This window comes from Thermogutta terrifontis, assembly GCF_002277955.1.
In the GTDB taxonomy this organism is placed as follows: domain Bacteria; phylum Planctomycetota; class Planctomycetia; order Pirellulales; family Thermoguttaceae; genus Thermogutta; species Thermogutta terrifontis.
Genome location: NZ_CP018477.1, coordinates 2,804,570 through 2,824,774 on the forward strand (window position 1 = coordinate 2,804,570; position 20,205 = coordinate 2,824,774).

The 20,205-nt window shown below is 56.6% G+C and carries 13 protein-coding genes and 1 other RNA gene; 4 read left to right on the plus strand and 10 right to left on the minus strand.

The window, feature by feature from the left end:
• Window positions 1–9 precede the first annotated feature (9 nt).
• The 4 genes from THTE_RS10435 to THTE_RS10450 form a co-directional block, all read right to left on the minus strand.
• Window positions 10–1,161 (minus strand): saccharopine dehydrogenase family protein, encoded by a 1,152-nt coding sequence (locus THTE_RS10435; RefSeq protein ID WP_157732021.1) that lies wholly within the window; start codon window positions 1,159–1,161, stop codon window positions 10–12.
• Between the two features lie 112 nt (window positions 1,162–1,273).
• Window positions 1,274–2,974 (minus strand): vWA domain-containing protein, encoded by a 1,701-nt coding sequence (locus THTE_RS10440; protein WP_095415387.1) that lies wholly within the window; start codon window positions 2,972–2,974, stop codon window positions 1,274–1,276.
• Window positions 2,961–4,409, minus strand: coding sequence for a magnesium chelatase ATPase subunit I (locus THTE_RS10445; RefSeq protein ID WP_095415388.1), 1,449 nt, complete (start codon window positions 4,407–4,409; stop codon window positions 2,961–2,963). Before THTE_RS10445 ends, THTE_RS10440 begins: the two co-directional genes overlap by 14 nt.
• A 262-nt stretch (window positions 4,410–4,671) precedes the next feature.
• Window positions 4,672–6,042 carry a Gfo/Idh/MocA family protein gene (locus THTE_RS10450; protein WP_095415389.1) on the minus strand — a complete coding sequence of 457 codons (1,371 nt, stop codon included), beginning with the start codon at window positions 6,040–6,042 and terminating at the stop codon, window positions 4,672–4,674.
• Window positions 6,043–6,574: 532 nt separating this feature from the next.
• On the opposite strand from THTE_RS10450, the gene THTE_RS10455 reads away from it, so the two are divergent.
• From THTE_RS10455 to lpdA, 3 genes are all read left to right on the plus strand, one after another.
• A complete protein-coding gene (locus THTE_RS10455) occupies window positions 6,575–7,681 on the plus strand; it encodes a Gfo/Idh/MocA family protein (protein ID WP_095415390.1) in 1,107 nt (368 codons plus the stop codon).
• Window positions 7,682–8,074: 393 nt separating this feature from the next.
• A complete protein-coding gene (locus THTE_RS10460; protein WP_095415391.1) occupies window positions 8,075–9,421 on the plus strand; it encodes a dihydrolipoamide acetyltransferase family protein in 1,347 nt (448 codons plus the stop codon).
• 160 nt (window positions 9,422–9,581) lie between these two features.
• On the plus strand, window positions 9,582–11,012 hold the full coding sequence (gene lpdA, locus THTE_RS10465) for a dihydrolipoyl dehydrogenase (protein ID WP_095415392.1): 1,431 nt from the start codon (window positions 9,582–9,584) through the stop codon (window positions 11,010–11,012).
• 268 nt (window positions 11,013–11,280) lie between these two features.
• Here lpdA and THTE_RS10470 read toward each other — a convergent pair whose 3' ends face one another.
• From THTE_RS10470 to ffs, 6 genes are all read right to left on the minus strand, one after another.
• Window positions 11,281–11,541: a hypothetical protein gene (locus THTE_RS10470; protein ID WP_095415393.1), complete on the minus strand. Its 261-nt coding sequence runs from the start codon at window positions 11,539–11,541 to the stop codon at window positions 11,281–11,283.
• A 341-nt stretch (window positions 11,542–11,882) separates the two neighbouring features.
• The gene (locus tag THTE_RS10475; RefSeq protein ID WP_095415394.1) at window positions 11,883–14,003 is read right to left on the minus strand and encodes a hypothetical protein; all 2,121 of its coding nucleotides are present in this window, start codon (window positions 14,001–14,003) and stop codon (window positions 11,883–11,885) included.
• Window positions 14,004–14,065: 62 nt separating this feature from the next.
• Window positions 14,066–15,571 (minus strand): sulfatase family protein, encoded by a 1,506-nt coding sequence (locus THTE_RS10480; RefSeq protein WP_095415395.1) that lies wholly within the window; start codon window positions 15,569–15,571, stop codon window positions 14,066–14,068.
• 161 nt (window positions 15,572–15,732) lie between these two features.
• Entirely contained in the window at window positions 15,733–16,086 is a 354-nt protein-coding gene (locus THTE_RS10485; RefSeq protein WP_095415396.1) for a YbaB/EbfC family nucleoid-associated protein, read from the minus strand.
• Window positions 16,087–16,821: 735 nt separating this feature from the next.
• A complete protein-coding gene (gene dnaX / locus THTE_RS10490) occupies window positions 16,822–18,795 on the minus strand; it encodes a DNA polymerase III subunit gamma/tau (protein ID WP_207651692.1) in 1,974 nt (657 codons plus the stop codon).
• A gap of 133 nt (window positions 18,796–18,928) precedes the next feature.
• Window positions 18,929–19,027: signal recognition particle sRNA small type (gene ffs, locus THTE_RS10495), an RNA gene on the minus strand.
• 299 nt (window positions 19,028–19,326) lie between these two features.
• Here ffs and THTE_RS10500 point away from each other — a divergent pair.
• Complete coding sequence (locus THTE_RS10500) at window positions 19,327–20,145, plus strand: nucleotidyltransferase family protein (protein WP_207651693.1); 819 nt, start codon at window positions 19,327–19,329, stop codon at window positions 20,143–20,145.
• The last annotated feature ends 60 nt before the right edge of the window (window positions 20,146–20,205 follow it).

Consider the following 20,205-nt stretch of genomic DNA (forward strand, 5'->3'; position numbering starts at 1 on the left):
GCTGTAAATCTACGTCACCACTTGGGTGACTTCGCAACTCGGTTCACGGTGCACCCGACTATGTGATTTTTCAATGTGGAGTGTAACGCCCGGAAGCTCCAATGCGAAATTCATGCCGAAAGCCTGGCTAGGGGTGGCGAACCCGGGGGCAATCTCTTCTTTGAGGACTCGTTGCACGGCACCTAGAGCCACCGCAACAGTGAAATCGTACCCGTCCGGTGTTATCATGGTGCCAGTGATGGAGCGCCTTTGTGAATCACGGACACAACCCCACAGTTCGACATGGCGAAGAAGCCTGACGTTCGGGCTTCTGAGGCCATCGATACTGTTACCGGCCCCGGCCGGCGGTAGGCGAAGAATGGCTCGAATGAGTTTCTCGACATCGGCGCCGCTGCTGGCGGAGGCGAGTCGGGAGATCATCGGTTGGGCAAGTTTGAGCACGGCGATGGCCGAGCGGGGCATCGCAAGGTAAACCTCGATGTTGGGTATTCCCGTGGAGTACCACGCGCTGGCCACATCGCCCCAGGGAACGAGAGCCGCCCAGCGTCTGCCGGAAGGAAACGGAATTCGCTGACTTTTCCAGGCCAAGGGTACCGAACGCAGACGGCCATTCTTTCGAATTCGGCCGCCCTTTTGAATAACCTGCCACATGGTTCTTGCCGTGCCCGGGCTGAGAGAACCCGTACTGGTGAACGCCAAAAGGAGCGTACTCGCCTCGGGCAGGGCCTTTTTCAGGTGAACTGCCAGGGCATCCGTGGGCACAACGTCGAAGCCTACAGCTGGAATGAGCACAACGTCGCGACAGACAGCCTCCTCATGTCGGGCTGCGATGGACTCGATAACGTCGATCTCACCGGTGATATCCAGGTAGTGGCATCCTGTGCGTAAACACGCTGAGACCAGGGACGGGGCCGTTTCCGCAAACGGGCCAGCACAATTCAGGACGCATCTGCAATCGGCTATGTTCGGCAGAATGCGTTCAACAGAACTGAGATCGAAAACCCTGGTTGGGCAGTCGAGTTGCTGAGCGAGGCTGGCGAGGCGTTGCGGATTGCGACCAGCAAGTATAGGCCGCAGCCCGCACTTGACAGCTTCACGTGCTATTCGCTGGCCGGTGTAGCCCGTCGCCCCGTAAATCATCCAGTTCATGAATGCAGACATGTATTCGATCTCAAAAGGAAAAACTTCTGAACCCCTCCGGTAAGACTCTACCCGTCTGCCAGTCGTCATCCGGGCTACCGGAGGTTAGTGCGATCACATGGCGCAGAAACGTTTAGCTTATAATCTCCCTGCGGCGACGCAAGTAGTCCCACACCACGTATCGGTCGAGTTCCTTACCGGCCGTGAAAAAGACACGACCTCGAGTAGCCTCAGCCAGTTTGTAGGCGAAACGAATATCCTCGCTCGACTGGCTCCAGCCTGGCAGCAGGAAAAGGTTGATGGTGATACCCTCCCGAGCGCACAGGAGGCCTTCGCGAAGCGTGGCCTGCTCTGTGCGGTCATGGGGTGGATACATGAGGTAAAGATACGGACCCTCAAAGTGGGCCGTTGGCAGACCATCGGTGATAAGAATAATCTGTCGGTTGGGCGTATCCTGGACGGAAAGCAACTGGCGGGCAAGCTGAAGACCGCGCTGGATATTGGTGAAGTGCCAGGGGACATCCATTTCCGTGATGCGAGGATCGCTCATGTCCGCCCGGAGCCGCACCACCGGATCGGAAACGCTGACCAATTTGGGCATAAGGGTCGGAATCTCGCTGGGGTGGACTCGCCGGGCAAAGGTGTAGATCTCCACAAATTCAAGATAGTCACCGGGATACTCTTTTCGGATCAAACCATCCAGCGCCAATCCCATTCTCTTGACGTCCACGTACAGCCCCCCGTAGCGCATCGAGCCGCTCATGTCCAGCAGGACGACCGTTGCACATTTCGGCACATTGCGGGTCTTGTGTATCACGATGTCTTCGGGAAGGAGCTTCACGGGCAGGCCTGGCCCCTGACGCACCAGCGCATTGATCATCGTCGCAGGGATGTCCATGTGGGCCAGGGAGTCTCCAAATTCGTACGGCTTGGTTTGCGGCAATTCGATGTTACCTTCGCCGACAATCGGGCCGGTATGCCGACCACTTCGCGCGGCCTGGAGTTGACTGAAGATTCTTTCTAGAAGGCGGCCCTGGAAGAGTCGATACGCCTTGGGGGTCAGCCGATAACCATTCTTCGTTTGCTCCAGCCCTTGTCTTTCCGCCAGCTCCCGGATGAGATCCTCAATTTGCCGCATAAGTCCGCGAAGCCGCTGGATATCCTCCTCTTCCACAAACCGCCGGAGGGCTTCCAGATCGATCACACCCAAACGCGCGTTCTTCGCAGCTTCCTCCAACTGTTCGAGAAGTCGATCAATCGTTTCCAGCAGCTCCTTGATCTCCAGCGCTTCGGGAATGGTCATGGGTCGATCACCGGTGAAATGATACTTCGCGGCCAGTTCGTCGATGAGGTATTTATCCCCGAGGCGCTGAACGAGGTGCAGAATCTTCCGCGCGAATTCGCTGTTTTCGTTTTCGGCGAGATACCAGAGACGTTCCAGCTCGAAAATGTGTTCTTCGCGGAAAGCCCGTTCGTAACGTTTGGCCAACCGCTCTGGCGGCTGGAGTTGCTGGCCAAATTCGCGGTAACGCCGCGCGGCTTCCGCGTGGACGGTCTCCACCTCGTACGTCGCGAGGATCTTGGCCTTGCGTTGCCGAAGCATTTCGATGAGCGACTGGAGAGATGGCCCCAATCCCGCGAACATACTGGGGTCCAGTTCCACCGCTTGAGCAAGCTCCTCTTCCGTGAGTTCCCGCAGCGACCCGAACATGAGCATGTGGTTCATGGCAGCCGAAAGCATGTCGGGCATCCCGCGGGTTGGGCTGGGAAAGCGAACAGGATTGTATTTCTGATAAACGTGGATGACCCCACCGTAGCGATTAGGGGATTTCATAGACAATCTTTCCACGATATTCAGCGCGGGAAATTCGGTCGGTTACATAAAGTCCGGCGAGTATGAATTCCACACACGAGGCACGAACCGCCGGATCCTGAGACACATTCAGTTCGAAAGCCTTTTCCCAAACGGGCGGTACACGTTTTATTCGCTCGGCATAGTAGCTTGAGGGGAGTAAATCACCCACTTCAATTTTCACGCCACGGCCGAAGATCTCGGCAATTTCCGCCAGACCGTGCTCCTCAACATATTCCTGAAACACATCGCGAATTGCTTCCGCCACGATCGCGTCCAGCACCTGTTTTTCGTTCATCTGGTGCCCGGCCATCAGGTCCAGCTCCAGCTTGCCGAGAGCCGAGGAGTTTAGATGCCCCAGGTCGCTGATGCGGGGAACCGCGGGTTTCTCGCCGAGAATAATAGCGCGGCGCCGCGCGCTGGCAATCATTGTTCGATAATTGGCAATACTCAGCCGGGCACTGACTCCTGATTGTTGATCGATGTATTTAGAACGTCGGGCCACGATGCTGATCTGTTCTATAATCTCCTTCATAAAATATGGCACGACCACGGGATACTCACCATCCAGAGGAATTTTTGCCTCCTGCTCGGTGATCTGAATGGCAACGTGGCGGTCTCGTGGATAGTGCGTGTGGATAACGGACCCAATTCGATCTTTTAATTGCGGGATGACTTTACCGCTACGGTTATAGGTAGCTGGATTGGCAGAAAACAGGATCAAAATATCCAGGTCAAAACGCACCGGATAACCGCGGATTTGCACATCGCGCTCTTCGAGAATATTGAACAGACCGACCTGGACCAATTCGTCCAATTCCGGGAGTTCATTGACGGCGAAAATTCCCCGATGCATCCGGGGAATCAACCCGAAGAAGAGGGCCTCCTCTGCGGACATGCTCACGCCGCCCGCCAGTCTCGCGGGGTCGATTTCACCGATGATATCTGCGAATTTGGTCCCCGGGGCCAGCCGCTCGGCGTAGCGCTGCTCCCGCGGCCACCACGCAATCGGCACTTTATCTTCGGGTGTCGTCGCGAGGAACTCTTTTGCCCGCCGTGTGATGGGCCGATAGGGATCCTCGTGAACCGGCACATCCGGGATGTCGAGATACGGCACCCAGGGATCGAGGAATCGGGTGATCAGCCGCATGAGGCGGCTTTTCGCCTGCCCTTTCTCACCCAAAAAGAGCATGTCGTGGCCGGAAAGAATGGCCAGACTGATTTCAGGAATAACCGTGTCGTCGTAGCCGATGATGCCGGGAAAAAGTTCTTCTCCTCTCTCCAGGGCGCGAATGAAATTCTCCCGGATTTCCTCTTTAACGGAACGCGAGACCCAGCCGCTTTCTCGAAGTTCTTTAAGCGTGCGAGCGCGCGGCACCGTGGAGTCCATCGAGACCTTCCCCTCGCTTGAACGCATGACACCTCCTTCGATGGTGTGGCTGCCGGGCGTGTTATCGCCGTCCCCGCGGTTTTCCGCATCTCTTGCCAGAACGGCGACCGGCCAGCTTCACTTCATTTTAGCGCCGACCGTCAATCGGCCAAGCGTTAAAGGATGCGACCAAGCCCCGGAGGTGCGCAGTAACACTTTCTCTAAAAAGCACGGTAACCAAGCGGTTTCAATCGGCACGTCAGGCGAACGGGAGGTGCAACAGCCAAATGGGTGTGTTTGAAATACCGTCTCACGGTCGCCGCCAGAGCCTCGGGAAAACAGGATGATGCGAACGCCGGGGCCTTGGCATAATTTCCGGCCGGTGATGAATGGATTCCTCGGTACCGCGCGAAGGACGCGCTCGGGCCCGTCCAAAATCGGGTATCGAAATGCGCTCCCCACCTCGCAAGGCCGATTGATGAGCCAGGATTCCGGGAGCGGTGTAAGCCACCGCCTCGTAGACGTCCACAGCGGGTAATCTTTCGTGAATGAGAGAATCCACAAACTCATGGGTAATGAAGGTGTGGGAACCCTCGTGTCCGGAATCGTGTCGCAGCGGCTCGGGGAGCATGTCTGTGGCCCACCATTTGGGGACCGAATAAGCCTCCACTCTGGCGGCTGATCTGACGAATCCTCCGCTGTCGGTTTCCTGCTGATCGCCGGCGAAAATCAGGGTGGCCTGAGTTCCCAGACGATTGTCGCAGAGAAAACTCATTTTGGTGCCATACCACTCGGCTCGTTCGCAGCCCAGGTGGGCCCCCAGCCACCACACTTCGACGCGGAACGAGTGGCCTCGATCGGTGGTGAATTCCGCCGTTTCATTCCAGAAGGGATTGCCATACGGATTACCGCGCAACAGGGGAGAGTCGTCTCCCCAGCCTGTGCATGACACGGCTGCCAGCCGTTCTCCAGTTACCCCGATCAGATGGGCCGTGCAGTGCGTGGGATAGTGCATGGGTGGGAAGCCGTGTCGCCAGGTCGGGCGGCCGTCCTCGAACCAAAGGGACTCTAAACCCGGGTGACGGTACATGGAGTAGGCGGCATAAATTTCACCAAATTTGCCCTCCTGGTAGAACTGCCGTGCCGAAATGGTGTGCTGCTGCCAGTAACTCGTTTCGGCCATCATGTAGGTCAAGCCGGTTCTTTCCACGCAATTGATCAGTTCAGCGCATTCTTCCAGGGTCATGGCTGCCGGGACGGCGCAGATCACGTGCTTTCCGGCGCGGAGCGCTGCCAGGCAATGCGGAACGTGGTTGGGAGCCTCCGTGAAGATCCCCACCGCATCCAGGTCTTTTGCCTCTTTGAGCATGATTTCCAAGGACTCATAAGCTCGATCACAGCGATAGACTTTCTGCAGGTGGGCGCGTCGCTCTGGACGCAGGTCTGTTACCGCCGCGACAACGCACTGCGGATGTTCATGCCATTGAAACGTGGAACCGAATCGGCCGCCCGCTATTCCAATGCGAATTTTTCGTTGGGGAGGCTCTGCTGCGTGGACGGCACGGGAAAGGAAAAAGCTCGCCAGACTCACCGAACCGCCCACAAAGGCCCGGCGGGTCAAGCGTTGGCCGTGGCTTTGCGAAACCTTCGAAGCGGCATTGCGTGGAATTCTGCTCGGCATCGGATTTACTCCTCTTGGGATTCAGTTTTTCAAGATTTGCGGTAGTTACGCCGCTTCCATCTTGATTAGTCGTTCGAGTGTGTCAAGCTGCTCAAGTGCGGGCACATCCCCACTTTTTAGGGATCTATGAAGTACCAAAGGGTCAGCGTGTTATAGAGACGTTTCACGAATTGCCCCCACGTTTAAACAAGAAAACCACCTGACGAGGCGGCTTATCCGAAGTTGTAATCTGGACCTGACAAGCCAGGTCTCTCCGGCTGAATCTCACTTGTTGCACAAGCGCATGTCGAAATGGGCTTCCTTCTTTAGGAGGCAGAGGAAAAGGGGATGAGTCAGCCTCAGGAGGTGTTGGTGCGCGGGGATGGTGTGTGGTTCGGGCGTCTCGCGCGGGAAAGGGCGTTATGCCGCTTTCACCCTTTTTGGGCAACTTATATAATCGGCAATTCGGGGGGAGGTGAGCTAAACCTTGGGGAGCAAAAAGGGAATCGGGTCAGTAGTCCAACGAGAACCTCATGACACGGAGTGCCCAGGTATGACGCTCGGTTTTGGAATCATTGGGTGCGGTTTGATTTCTAAATTCCACGCGCGGGCGATTGGAGAGGTTCCGGATGCCCGGTTGGTGGCCTGCTACGACGTCGTTAAGGAGTCCGCCGAACGACTGGCAAGTGAATTTGGATGTAAAGCCTATCACGATCTGGACGCGTTCCTGTCAGATCCTGACCTGCACGTGGTGACTGTGGCGACCCCGAGCGGAGCCCACATGGAACCGGCCGTGGCGGCTGCTCGGGCAGGAAAACACGTGATCGTGGAAAAACCCTTGGAAATCACGCTGGAGCGGTGCGACGCGATTATTCGCGCTTGCGAGGAGGCCAAGGTGGTTCTCTCCACAATCTTTCCTTCGCGATTCCACGATTCGAGTCAAACCTTGAAGCGGGCCATCGATCAGCAGCGCTTTGGTCGACTGACACTGGGTGACGCGTACGTCAAATGGTGGCGAACCCAGCAATACTACGATAGCGGCGCGTGGCGTGGAACCTGGCAGCTTGACGGTGGTGGGGCCTTGATGAACCAGGCCATTCACAGTGTGGATCTTCTGGCCTGGCTGATGGGACCTGTGAGCGAGATTCAGGCGGCCACAGCCCTATTGGCCCATGAAAGGATCGAAGTGGAGGATGTCGCCGTTGCCGTGCTCCGTTTTCAAAATGGGGCCTTGGGAGTGCTCGAAGCGACAACCGCCGCGTATCCCGGCTACCTGAAGAGAATTGAGATTCACGGCAACCGCGGCTCGGCGGTGATGGAAGAAGAAGACATCGTCAAATGGGATTTTGCGGAGGAGCATCCCGACGATCAGATCATCAAAGAAAAGATGAAAGCCCGGGTCAGTGGGGGTGGTGGGGCTTCTGATCCGGCGGCGATCGGTCATCATGGCCACGCGCGGCAATTCACGGACGTGGCGAAGGCTATTCGGGAGGGTACCCGACCGCTCATCGACGGGTACGAGGGGCGGCGATCCGTGGAGATCATCCTCGCTGTGTACAAAGCGGCGGAAGAAGGACGGGTGGTGAAACTCCCGTTGGAAAAAGACCCAGACCTTCAGGCACGCAAGGTGGGAGTCGGCAATCTCCGGCGGGCATCGTAGGAATGGGTCGCCTCTCCGGCGTGAGGAGTCCAGAAAGCCACCCACGGCGATGTTCGGAAAAGCTGAAAGCGTTCTGGTAAAAGCAATACTGTCGAATGTCGGGGCCTCTGGGGTGACCTGCCGCGCGAACTGATCGTGGTATGAGGGTGAGTTACCAAATATCGGAGTGGTACATCGGGTTCTAGCGCTTCATTGGAAGAATGGTTGGCAGAGGTTTCGTGGAAAGATGGTCTTGGCGGAACGGCTTATAATTGATTAATTTGATCAGCCCGAAATGACGCAGGCCGCACGTTCCCCTTGTTCAAATGTCTGGCGAAGAGCCTGTGGAGGACTGTTCTTTGCTGGCGGTGGCCCTTGAAACGAGTTTTCGGCGAGAATGCAAGGGAAATTGCAATGACGGTAGAGTTTAAAATTCCCAACCTTGGTGAAAATGTATCCTCCGGCGATATTGTTAACGTGCTGGTCAGAGAGGGAGACACCATTGTCGGCAATCAGCCGGTGGTGGAATTGGAAACCGATAAGGCAGTGGTAGAGATTCCCTGTCCGTACGCGGGGAAGATCAGCAAGGTGCTCGTCAAAAAGGGAGACACAGTCAAGGTTGGTCAAACGATTTTAATCGTTGAAGAAGAAGGGGCTGGCGCGGCGGTAGTCCCCTCGGCACCCTCCGCCGCCGGGGAAGTTAAAGAGGCGGAGAAACCGGCTCCCGCCGTTGAAACAACGGTTTCTGAAAAACAGGCAGGACCTGCTCCACCGCCCGCGGCCGAGGTTCCAAGGGCTCCGAGTGAGCCGTCCGTGAGTGCCGGGCGACCGGCCGATGATGGACGGTCAACGACGGAACCGATTCCGGCGGGGCCGGCCGTCCGGCGACTGGCACGCGAGCTGGGCGTGGATCTGCGAACGGTTACGGGCACCGGGCGGTTCGGACGCATAACTCCGGAAGACGTTCAAAAAGCCGCAACAGGGTTGGTTGCCGGTCGGGTGGGTGTTGGCGTGCCCAGCCCTGTGGTTCCGCCTGGGGAACCGGATCGCGATAACTGGGGCAGTATCCGCCGAGAAAAGATGAGCAAGATCCGCAAGACCATTGCGGCGCAGATGACCAAGTCGTGGACCACCATTCCACGCGTGACCAATTTCGATGACGCCGATGTGACAGATCTGGAGAATCTCCGAAAGTCTGTGCCACCCGACTTCGTTGGACCGGGGATTAAGTTGACGATGATGCCGTTCATTATGCGGGCAGTGGCCATTGCGCTGCGTCATCATCCGCTTTTGAACGCGTCCATAGACGAACAGAACGAGCAGATTGTTTACAAAGAGTATGTCAACTTGGGGATTGCCGTGGACACACCGCGAGGGCTGGTCGTGCCCGTGGTTCGTAACGCGGACAAGCTATCGATTCCAGAGCTTGCCCGAGCCCTGGCGACGGTGGCTCAAAAAGCCCGCAATGTGGACTTTACCGTGGATGATTTGCGTGGCGGTACGTTCACAATCAGTAACCTTGGGGCCGTCGGTGGAACTTACAGCACACCGATCATCAACTATCCGGAGGTGGCCATCCTGTTGGTCGGACGTTCCCGGTGGATGCCGGTCGTTCGTGATGGGCAGATCGTCCCACGTTACATGATGCCGCTGAGCCTTTCTTATGACCATCGTCTGGTGGATGGGGCAACGGCGGCCCGGTTCTTAAATGAGGTCATCGATTGGCTGCAATCGCCGGGAAAACTATTGCTGGTGAGCTGATTGACCGGCAGAGATCACACTGGCCCAGCGACCGTAATACGCGCGAGAATCCAGGTCGTCACTTGCGAAAAGACAGGCGGCAATCTTGTGTAAGCAACCAGGCCGTCTTCGAGGGCGAAAAGCATCGTGGGGATAGAGAGGAGAAGGAGAATTGTCATCCATGGATCGTCAACTTGTGGTGCTGGGCGGAGGCCCGGGCGGATACGCGGCAGCTTTCCTGGCAGCGGACCTTGGCTTCCAGGTCACCATCGTGGACCAGGAGTCCCGACTTGGAGGAGTGTGTCTGCTGCGAGGATGTATTCCATCCAAAGCCCTCCTCCATGTAGCGAGGGCCATGCAGGAAGTCCACGAGCTCAGGGAATGGGGAGTCGAGTATGGAAATCCCAAAATCGATATTCAAAAGCTCCGGGCTCGTAAGGAACAGGTGCTGACCACCCTGACCTCCGGACTAGCTCAACTGGCTAAAAAGAGAAAGGTTGAGGTGATCCAAGCCCGGGCAAGGTTCAGGGATTCCCACACTCTGGAGTTACATGCGGTCAATGGAAAAGCAGTCCCTGAACCACAGTTAAGATTCGAGCACTGTATTATTGCGGCAGGTTCGCGGCCGGCGATTCCCAGTGTGTTTCAAATCGATAGTCCATTGGTTATGGATTCAACTGCCGCCCTCGAGCTCGCGGCAGTTCCAAAATCGCTCCTCGTGGTCGGCGGTGGGTACATCGGTTTGGAAATGGGAGCAGTTTACGCGGCGTTGGGAAGCCGGGTGACGGTGGTCGAGCTGACGGACGGACTTCTACCCGGTGCCGACCGCGATCTCGTGCGACCGCTCGCCAAGCGGCTCGAATCGTTGTTTGAGGCCGTCCACCTTAAGACCAAGGTTGTCCGGCTGAAGGTGGCCAGCGAAGGTATTGAGGCGACCTTCGAAGGTGATGTGCAGAAGACGAGCACGTTCGAGCGAGTCCTTGTGGCCGTGGGACGACGGCCCAACAGCGATCAACTTGGGCTGGAAAATACGAAAGTGCATGTCAACGAGCATGGCTTCATTGCAGTTGACCATCAACTACGAACCAGTGATCCCAGCATTTCAGCCATTGGAGATATTGTCGGTCAGCCGATGCTGGCTCACAAAGCAGCCCACGAGGGAAAAGTTGCCGTCGAGGTGCTCGCGGGACATTCTGCCGCGGTTTTTGAGCCGCGTGCCATTCCAGCAGTGGTTTTCACCGATCCCGAGATCGCGTGGACAGGCCTGACAGAAACTGAGGCCAAACAGAAAGGAATCACCTACGAGGTGGCCGCGTTTCCCTGGGCCGCCAGTGGTCGCGCTCAATCTGTCGGACGCACGGAGGGACTGACCAAATGGTTGGTCGATCCGGTCTCAGAACGTGTTTTGGGGTGTGGAATCGTCGGCCCCAATGCCGGCGACCTCATCGGAGAGGCCACGCTGGCCGTGGAAATGGGAGCCTCCGTGCGCGACGTCGCGGAGACGATCCATCCCCATCCTACGTTGTGCGAAACGCTCAGCTTTGCAGCCGAGGTGTTTTTGGGAACGGCCACGGACATTTACCGTCCCCGAACGACCAAGGCATCGGGTTGACCGTTCGAAAGTGGGCAGCCGCGGGGTCAACGATGTGTGCAAAACCACGGAGGACGTGCCAAATTCGTATCAGAGTGCTGCCGCGATCCGCTGCACTCCAGGGCGAGGCGATATCAAACAGCTTCCAAGAGAAGACAAGATAAGCAACACAGCCGGACGGCATCGTATGCTAGCAGTGATGTCACGGGGCGTAAAGTCTAATTGGTGACCCAAGAGGCGTCACAGCAGCAACCACATTTGAGCCTCCGAAGAGTCGAATCTGCGCGGATCAAATGTCCACGTCAGGGCCGAACGGCCAGGTGACCGCGTGGGTGGACTTCCACCGGTAATTGACCAGATGAGATTGACCAAACGACTCGGTGTGCTCGCCGTTATTTGACGCTTGGTCGCCTGGCTTCGCACCACCGTCGGCCTGAAAAGCCGCACCGCAGTGATGGCACGTGACATACTTGCCGAGATAGTCCATGCGGACCTGGACCCGGCGTCCGCATGTTGGACATCCCTGAATGAAATACAATCCGTGCGCCATCCGTCGCTCCTCCTTTTCCTCTAAAGATAACTTCCTCTGCGAATTATCGTAGCTTTCTGTTGTCATGACGACAATCCCCACCGCATCTGCACCTTGGGTCGCAACTGTAGTTGGAAAGTTCCTTCCCTGACGACGTAACCCCGTTGGCGTACCTTAAGTAAGAGGCTTGTCAACGAGACGAGGTTCGCGACCGACTAGACTCGTATTCTGAGCGTCAAGCGCTGCGACAGAGCACAAGCTTTATTATGATCAAAACTGGCACCAACTGCAAATGTCCCTTTGATACAGACAAAATGGGCGTGCCAGAAATGCTGGTTCGTAATGGGATACCCGGCGGAGAGTTACGGGGTTTTCTCGCCAGGAAGTTGCTGGAGGACGCTCCAATACTGCCGGATGAGGCCTATGTTGCTCGATTGCCTTGCCAGGGTCAAACCGGCCTGGGCCAGCCTACGGGCTTCTTCCCGGCGGTTTTCTCGGAGAGCGCGATCCACAAGAGGAAGCAGCACCTTGGCAATACTCTGGCTTTCTGCGGGACGGAACCTGTGCCCTGCCCAGGATTCCGCGAGTTGAGCGGCTTCCGTCCAGAAGTCGACTTGAAAGACTCTGGAGAGCCGGTCGATTGCGTTGATTCCCGAATCGGCCAGCCCGTACCTCTCGGCCAGTCGGAGAACCTCTCGAAACACCCGATATCGTATAGCAGGAGCAAGCGCAGGATTCTCAGCGGCTGCCATCAGGTCCTGCGCCAGAGCCTGGGCATCTGGGATTGACGCGATTTGTTTGATTCTTGCCCCGAATTGTTGCTCCAACCATCTGTCCGCTTCAAGCACTTCCGCGCCACTTGCTGGGACGGGTAGCCGGCTGGTGCCGCTACCACCGTTCGGCCTGTATCGAAGCGCCTCCGCGATCAACTCGATATCTCCACCTTGTGCCCGGGCACGCTCCAGAAGTCTTTGAGCCTCGGCCAAATCGCCCTTAGGGTCCACGGCCAGGAATGCTGCCAGCAAGATGTCGCTGTCTGGTCCTGGGTGCAGTCGCCGCCGCGCAAGGCTCTCAATAAGAATGGTGGGAATTTCGCGCAGGGCGTAGCGGCGATTCTGACCGGCTGCCCGAAGGACCAACGAATCGCGCGTAGCCTCGACTACGATCACATAGGTGTCGCCTACCGGAAGTTCCTCGGCGCTTTGCAACGAGGCGACGATCTCCGCCATAATTTTCCAGAATTGCTCCACGTCCCGAACGAGTTGGTCCATTGCCTCGACAATTCGGCGATGACTGTCCGATCGCACCTGGGAAGCCAGCCGGTTGAGCCCCGCTCGGGCCCCCTCCAGATCGCGTTGTGCCAGCGATTCCCAGATTTGATTCATTGTGGTACGAAACTCTTCGGGTAAATCGCTGAACGCGGACGGATTCCGTGATTCGGCCGACGCCTGGGGGTGCTCCGAAGAATGCCCCGCCCCGCCGGCCGTGGTTTGTCCCGAATTCTCAGTTGCCTGCGGCGGAGGTGAAGCTTCGCCTCCCACGCCCGACGGAATGGCTAACATACTGCTTTCGCTTGGTGTGGGTGCCTGGGGAGCAGTTGGTGGAGTTGAAGAATTGTGCGAGCCAGAATTGGAAGCTTCCGCTCCGGGGTTCGATTTTTCGGCAGATGTCGTATTCTCGGACGGTTGGTCGATGAAAGTAGCAGATTCTTTGGCACGCTTTTCGCGCTGCGGCGCTGCTCCGCCGATATCACCCTTTTGAGTCGCCGCATCTTTTGTGATGGGGCGTGTTCCAGGGGCCACAGGGAGATCGGCTGTCTGATCGCTCGGTTTGGAATCGCCACTCGTCGCGGGACTTGATAAGAGCAAGCTCACCCACCCTATGCGCGGTCGGAACGTCCGATAAGTGACGACTATTGCCAAAACCAGAAAAGCGATCGCTCCCAGACGGCCCAGCACGGCAAGCCATCTTACAGAAGAAAGGGAATCGCCTTCTTCCAAAACAGTCATTTGCGACGCAGGCGAAACTTTGTCTGGGGCGACCGTGGTGGGAGTCGGTATTGAATCGGGCTTTGTGACGGCGGCAACTTGACTCACTTTGCTTTCCGCAAGAGGCCTTGGGGATTCTTCCGTTCGCTGGCTTTGGGTGGGCCATGTGAAGTGGAGCGACGTGACGTTTCCAGCCTCCAGTTGCTGGTCGTAGATTTTTTTCTTTTGGGGGTCGCACAACCATTCTTTGGCGTTGCGAATGGTGTCAAGCAACTCGGTCCATTCGGCGACATGTTCTCCGGGTCGAATTTGCCGCACATGAGCCAGCATGTTGTCCGCTAGCTGTGCAATCAGTTTAGTGTCGGGTTCAAACAAGGGCACGCCGAAGAGGGCGTAGTAATTGTTTGGGATTCGACCCGGTGGAAATCCCAACCAAGTTTGGAACGGATTAAAGGGAGATCGAGGATCCGAAGGCGGGTTAGCGGACTTGGACATGGTAGCAGTATCGCCCCTGCTGATAAAGCGTTCTCTGTTCCGGGTGCAATTTGCGAGTGTGCTTACGGGTAACTGGCTTCCACGTCGAGAGGCTGACCTGGCTTCCAGTGAAAACGTGGATCCCCCTCCTCCAGTCGGCCCACAGGCCTCGCTCCTCGCGGCTTCATTTTCTTTGCGGAATCTCCTAAATCCTCGCGCATGGCGTCTGCCAGCCTTTGGATTTGCGCAACAATGTCTGGATGTTCTGCCGCTACATCCTGGGTTTCACCGGGATCTTTTTCCATGTCGAAGAGGGCCAGGCCGATATGAGCCCTTTCATAGGGTACAGGCATTCCGTCCTTCCCGCCGGGCTGTCCGCCCAGAGTGGGATACTCATGAGGAAAGTGAAGCTTCCATTTGCCCATCCGCACAGCATGCAAAGCATCGCCCCAGTAAAAATAGAGTGCTTCGTGAGGGGATTTTGCCTCCGGCTCGCCAACGATGAGTGGCCAGATGTTTTTACCATCGATTTTGTGGGGCGGCAGTTGCGCATTAATGCGATAGGCAATTGTGGGCAAAATGTCGATGGTCATCACGGGCTCCCGACAAACCGTCCCTGCTGGCACCGTCCCAGGTTGCCACATGACGCAGGAAACCCGGCAGCCACCATCGAACATTGTTCCCTTCCCCTCGCGCAGCGGTTTTGCCGATCCCGCGTGGTCCCCGTAGCTCAGCCATGGACCATTATCCGAAGTGAAGATCACCAGCGTTCGGGAGGCGAGGCCCAATTCCCGGATGGTGTCCAAAATCTGTCCCACCGACCAATCCACCTCCATCATCACGTCTCCGAACAGCCCACGCTGGGTTTTACCGCGAAACTTGTCGGAAACGTGCAGAGGTACGTGGACCATGCTGTGTGCCAGGTAGAGAAGGAACGGACGATCCTTGTTCTTCCGGATAAAACTCACGGCACGCTCGGTGTACCAGGTCGTCAGCATGTTTTGATCTTCGTGGGTTACCTCGGGATCAATCACCCGATTCCCCTCCATAAGCGGCAGGTTTGGGAAATTCTTACCCGAAGTCGGATGGTAGGGCCACATGTCGTTGGAGTAGGGAAGTCCAAAGTATTCGTCAAATCCCTGGTTGAGAGGCAAGAATTTTGGGTGATGCCCCAGATGCCATTTACCGATGCAACTGGTGACATATCCTTTTTGCTTCACAATTTCCGCGAGGGTCACTTCTTGAGGATCCAATCCGATCTGCGCTCCTGGTCCCAGTGCACCGAAGATTCCGACGCGTACGTTGTAACATCCCGTCATCAAACTGGCACGAGAAGCTGAACATACCGCCTGCGAGACATAGAAATCAGTGAAAATTCGGCCCTCTCGAGCCATTCGATCGATATTGGGTGTTTCGTAACCTTCCGCACCAAATGGGCCAATATCCGCGTAGCCCATGTCGTCCATGAAAATGATCACGAAATTCGGCAACTGAGCCTCGGCGGCGGGCTCGGCGGCACTCACCCCACCCGTGCTGCCGATAAGAATGAGGCACCCAATCATCCACGCCCAGTGGATTGGATTCCACATCGCTAATCCTCCCCTGTATAAAGTGACAATGGACGCAAGCAACAAAAGACCCTGTTTATTCTCAAAAGGGCTTCTCAGGGATTTAAAACACGCAATGCGAATGTGTCAAAGAATTGAGCATGGCACTCTGGGATTCGGTCAATGCTCTGGTTGCTTCTAATTCATTCCGTTGTCCCGAGAAATTTTGAGAATATGTCCAAGCCCGGAAGCGGCAGCCCGCCCGTAAACTCTGTCACGAGCTGCATGTGGCGTTCTCGGGCCTTCTGGATAGCATCTCGCATGGCCCCCACGAGCAGCTCTTCCAGCAAATCTTTGTCCTCCGGTTTCAAAAGTGCTGGTTCGATCGTCACGCGGCGAGGGTCGGCAAGACCATCGACTTCCACTTTGACCAGCCCGCCCCCGGCGCTGCCCACAATCCGCTCTTCCTTCAGCCGGGCCATGACGCCTTCCAGCTTTTCGCTGATATCTTTCGCGTTTCGCAGCAAAGCAGTGAGTTGCGCGAGTTCTTTAAGCATGGTTGAGAACTTCCTGGCTTTTTCTCCGTCGGTGCTGGATGCGAAGTTCCAGATACTGGGTGCTCGTCCGATGTTCCTTCCAGAATACAGCTTGGTGGAGAGAGTGTCATTAACCGCTCGGAGATATTTTAACGCAAAACCACAAGCCTGGCACCCGCAACAGAGCTTGACACGTCCCCATTTTTTCTCTGGGGATGGGAACGCGGACGTCCGCGCGGGTTTGCGTCAGCCCGGAGAAACCTGCTTGTCAGGTCCGCCTCTCCACGTTGGATGCTCCGGTTTGAATCGGCGGGCACCACATGCGCGCCCCACCGTGTTCGACGGGCGCCGTGGAAGGTGTCCCTCCAATCGGCGCGGGTTCCACGCCGAGCGAGCGTCCCGGTTGCATCCGAATCATGTAAGGGATTGGAGAGGTTGGTTCAATCCGGACCACGGTACTGGTAGGGGCAATTCATGAATCGCCCCTACAACACTTTGCGCTCATGGCATGTCACATGTTTTCGCAAACGTGGGAATGGCTCAGCGACAAAGCCCCTCGTCAGGTAGCAGGGGTCGTCATCCAGGAGCCAAGTTTAGAAGAAAGCCGTTGGAACCGCGTGTTTGGCAGGGGCAATTATCTGCTAACCGGGCATTCCCACTTTTTGAGCTGGGTATGCCGTTCGACGAGCGAGAGAATTGTCCCCCAAGTTACCAGTGGTGGTTTGTTCCCTTCGCACCGCCAAAACGTCAGTCAAATTAATCCTCGAAATCGTCGCTTTCATCCTCCATGGAATCGGCGGCTTCCCCGACCTCCATTTCCGGTGGTGTTTCGGCAGGCTGATCGACAGGTTTTTTAGTCGGCGGTAAAATGGCCACTGGCCTTGCCCCGAAGATCTCCACGGTCTTCCGAATCATGGGTTCCTGAAGCACATCGAAGAGAGAACGCTCCCCTGCGGTAACCGGTCGAGATGAGGTTGCCCCACCTCCATCCTCAGAAACCACGAAATCAAGCTTTACAGGATGTCCGACGATTTGCCTGAGCGCTCGGTTGAATTTCTCCTGATTTTCGGGACGACTGCAGTAGTCACACGAGAACTTCTGATCTTTCCGAAACGTCACGACCAGTTTGCCGCCATCCTCGAGATGGAGGTTGTGATACGCCTTCGCGTGGTCCGCCGCCATTCCGCCCACTGATTCATAAACGTGTTTCCAGACAGCCGCCAGATTATCGGGGGTGAGTTGCGTCACATGTCCGCCTGGTTCCATCGCTTCTGTTTTCACAGAACCGGCTCCAAAGGCTTTCTCCCGCTGGAGAGCAACCTCCTGTTTCGCGCTTTCGATGGCTTGCCTGGAATTGGCTAAAGGTTGAGCCGGAAAACCGGCATCCGGGAGGCCTTCCGGAGACCGCGAGGGATGTGAACCGGTACTGCGCGGCAGGACGGTGCCGGTCTGGGGAGGACTCGCACTCTGCGATCTGCCACTTGCAATTGTTGGAGCCCCGACAACGATCTGTTGAAGGCTTTCAATTTGGCCGCTTTTTAGAATGTCCACCAAATGATGGACATGCAGGAGGTCGCCCAGGCGGCTGATTCGCACCAAAGCCAGCTCTGCCAAGACGCGGTCGTAAGTGACGGCGCGCATTCTCGCCAGAGTGTGGTCCAAAATCTGCATCGCGGCGAGTAAACGTGGAAGCCCCCAATTTCGGGCAATTTGTTGCACGCGCTGACCATCCTCGGTTTGTGCCGTGAGGAACAGTTGCGAGGAGCTTCCCACTTCCGCCACCATGCAGTCTCGCAAGAAGGTAAGAAACTGCTCGAGCAGCAAGGCCGGATCAGCCCCCTCCGTGATGGCCTGGTGAAAAATCTCCACCACCCGGCCGACGTTTCCATCGGCTGCGGATTCCGCCAGGGCTTCCAAAACATCCGAGCGCGTCATTCCGAGGAGATCGAAAACATCCTGAAGCCTGATCTCCTTGTCGGCAAAGGCGAGCAACTGCTCCAGGAGGGACTGCGCATCCCGCATCGATCCGCCGGCCCGCTGCGCCAGCAGTTCCAGAACCCCGGCTTCCGCCGAGATATTCTCAGCTTCAAGGATCTGTTTTAAACGGGCAACAATCGTGTGGCTCTCGATACCTGCGAAGTCAAACCGCTGGCACCGAGAAAGAATCGTCACCGGAACTTTGTTAGGCTCGGTGGTGCAGAAGATGAACTTGACATGCTCGGGAGGCTCTTCCAGCGTCTTCAGCAACGCGTTAAAGGCCTCTTTTGTGAGCATGTGAACTTCGTCGATGATGTAAATCTTGAACCGGGCCCGGCTGGGACGAACGACGACATTCTGACGGAGTTGGCGAATCTCCTCGATACCCCGGTTGCTCGCCCCGTCGATCTCCAAAACGTCGATGTCTTCCCCGGCGCTGATGCTGCGGCAAATGTCGCATTGATTACACGGCTCAGTCGTCGGGCCCTTCACGCAATTGAGAGCTTTGGAGAAGATCCGCGCCGTGGATGTTTTTCCTACTCCACGAGCCCCTGTGAAAAGATAGGCGTGGCCAATTCGCCCCGTCTTGATGGCATTTTTCAGAGCGGTCGCGACATGCTCCTGGCCGACGAGCTCGTCAAAGGTTTGCGGTCGGTATCGCCGAGCGACGACGAGGTAACCGCTGCTTGGCCTAGGTTGCGATTCCGCTACGGACTGAGGGGATTCTTGCTTCTGTTTCGAACGAGCTGCCATGTTTCCCCGCATTTCCCGCCACGCGGAGATTGCATCCCCCGATGATTCCTTTTGCCTTCGCCAGGGGGATGTCTACTTTCGAGGGGTAACCCCTGGGTTGAGATCCGCGTTTCCGCGCTCACGGTAACCGACCCGTGGCGAGAGGCCCGCTACACATGGAGATCACTGCTTATGGCTGCTGACTTTCGTCCCTGACCAGGTTCGCAGCTCCCCATTGTAGGGACCTCTCGCCTCGGGCCCGTCACCTGTCCTTATTGTTACGTGTCCTCCCCTGTTAAGTCAAAGGGGACTCCCTCCGTTGGGGTGTCTTTCTTTCGCAACGAGAACTCGCACGAGCAGCTTTTCCGTGATATTTTTGAATAACGTTTCGCGATGAGCACGCAACTATTGGCAGCCGTTAGGTGGTTGAAAGCTTGAACGGGGCAAAAATGAACTCAAGAATCTGGAAAAAACCGTCGTTTCTGGACGTGGAAAGAGTTTGCGGGCACTGGAAAAGCAGGTAATTCACTATCATCAAGGGAGCTTCAGGCCGTGGTTCGGAAGGTTGTCATTCTCGCGCGGGGACTCGGGACGCGGATGCAAAAGGAAGATCAATCGGTAGTTCTGGACGAGCAACAGACTCAGGCCGCCCGAAAAGGATTAAAGGCACTCATTCCCCTCGCCAACGGACGGGTTTTTTTGGACTATTTGCTTTCATCGGTGGCAGATGCGGGCTACAGCGAGGCGTGCCTGGTGGTAGCTCCCGAGCATGAGGAGCTTCGCCGCCGGTATCAGGAAGAAATACCTCTCCGGCGATTAAAAATCACCTTCGCGGTTCAGGAGAAGCCGTTGGGGACAGCTAATGCCGTGGCGGCAGCGGAAGAATTTGCCGGCGATGATGACTTCATCATGATTAATTCCGACAACTACTATCCTGTTGCAGCATTGACCGGCCTCCGCGAGCTGAAAGGAGCCGGAGTGGCCCTCTTTGATCAGGACACCATGCTCACGCGGAGCAACATTGCGGCGGAGCGCATCAAAGCGTTTGCCGTGGGACTTGTGGGAAGCGATGGGCGACTTGTTCGCATTCTGGAAAAACCTACCGCGGAAGTGCTGAGCCAATTGCGGCGCCCTTTGTGGCTGAGCATGAATTGCTGGCGTTTTCGGCCATCAATCTTCGAAGCCTGTCGACGGATTGATCTTTCGCCCCGGGGGGAATACGAAATCACTGACGCAGTCCAGTATGCGATCGATCGATTGGGCGAAGAATTTCGGACGGTTCTCGTGCGAGAACCTGTTTTCGATATGACAAGTCGGTCGGACATTCCGAGCATGGCGGCGAGATTGGCCGATGTTCCTGTTGTGCTGTAAGCCCGGCGCGACCCGGCAACAGGCAGCCCCCAGCACTGTCCTGCTCATGGTTTTCGATGG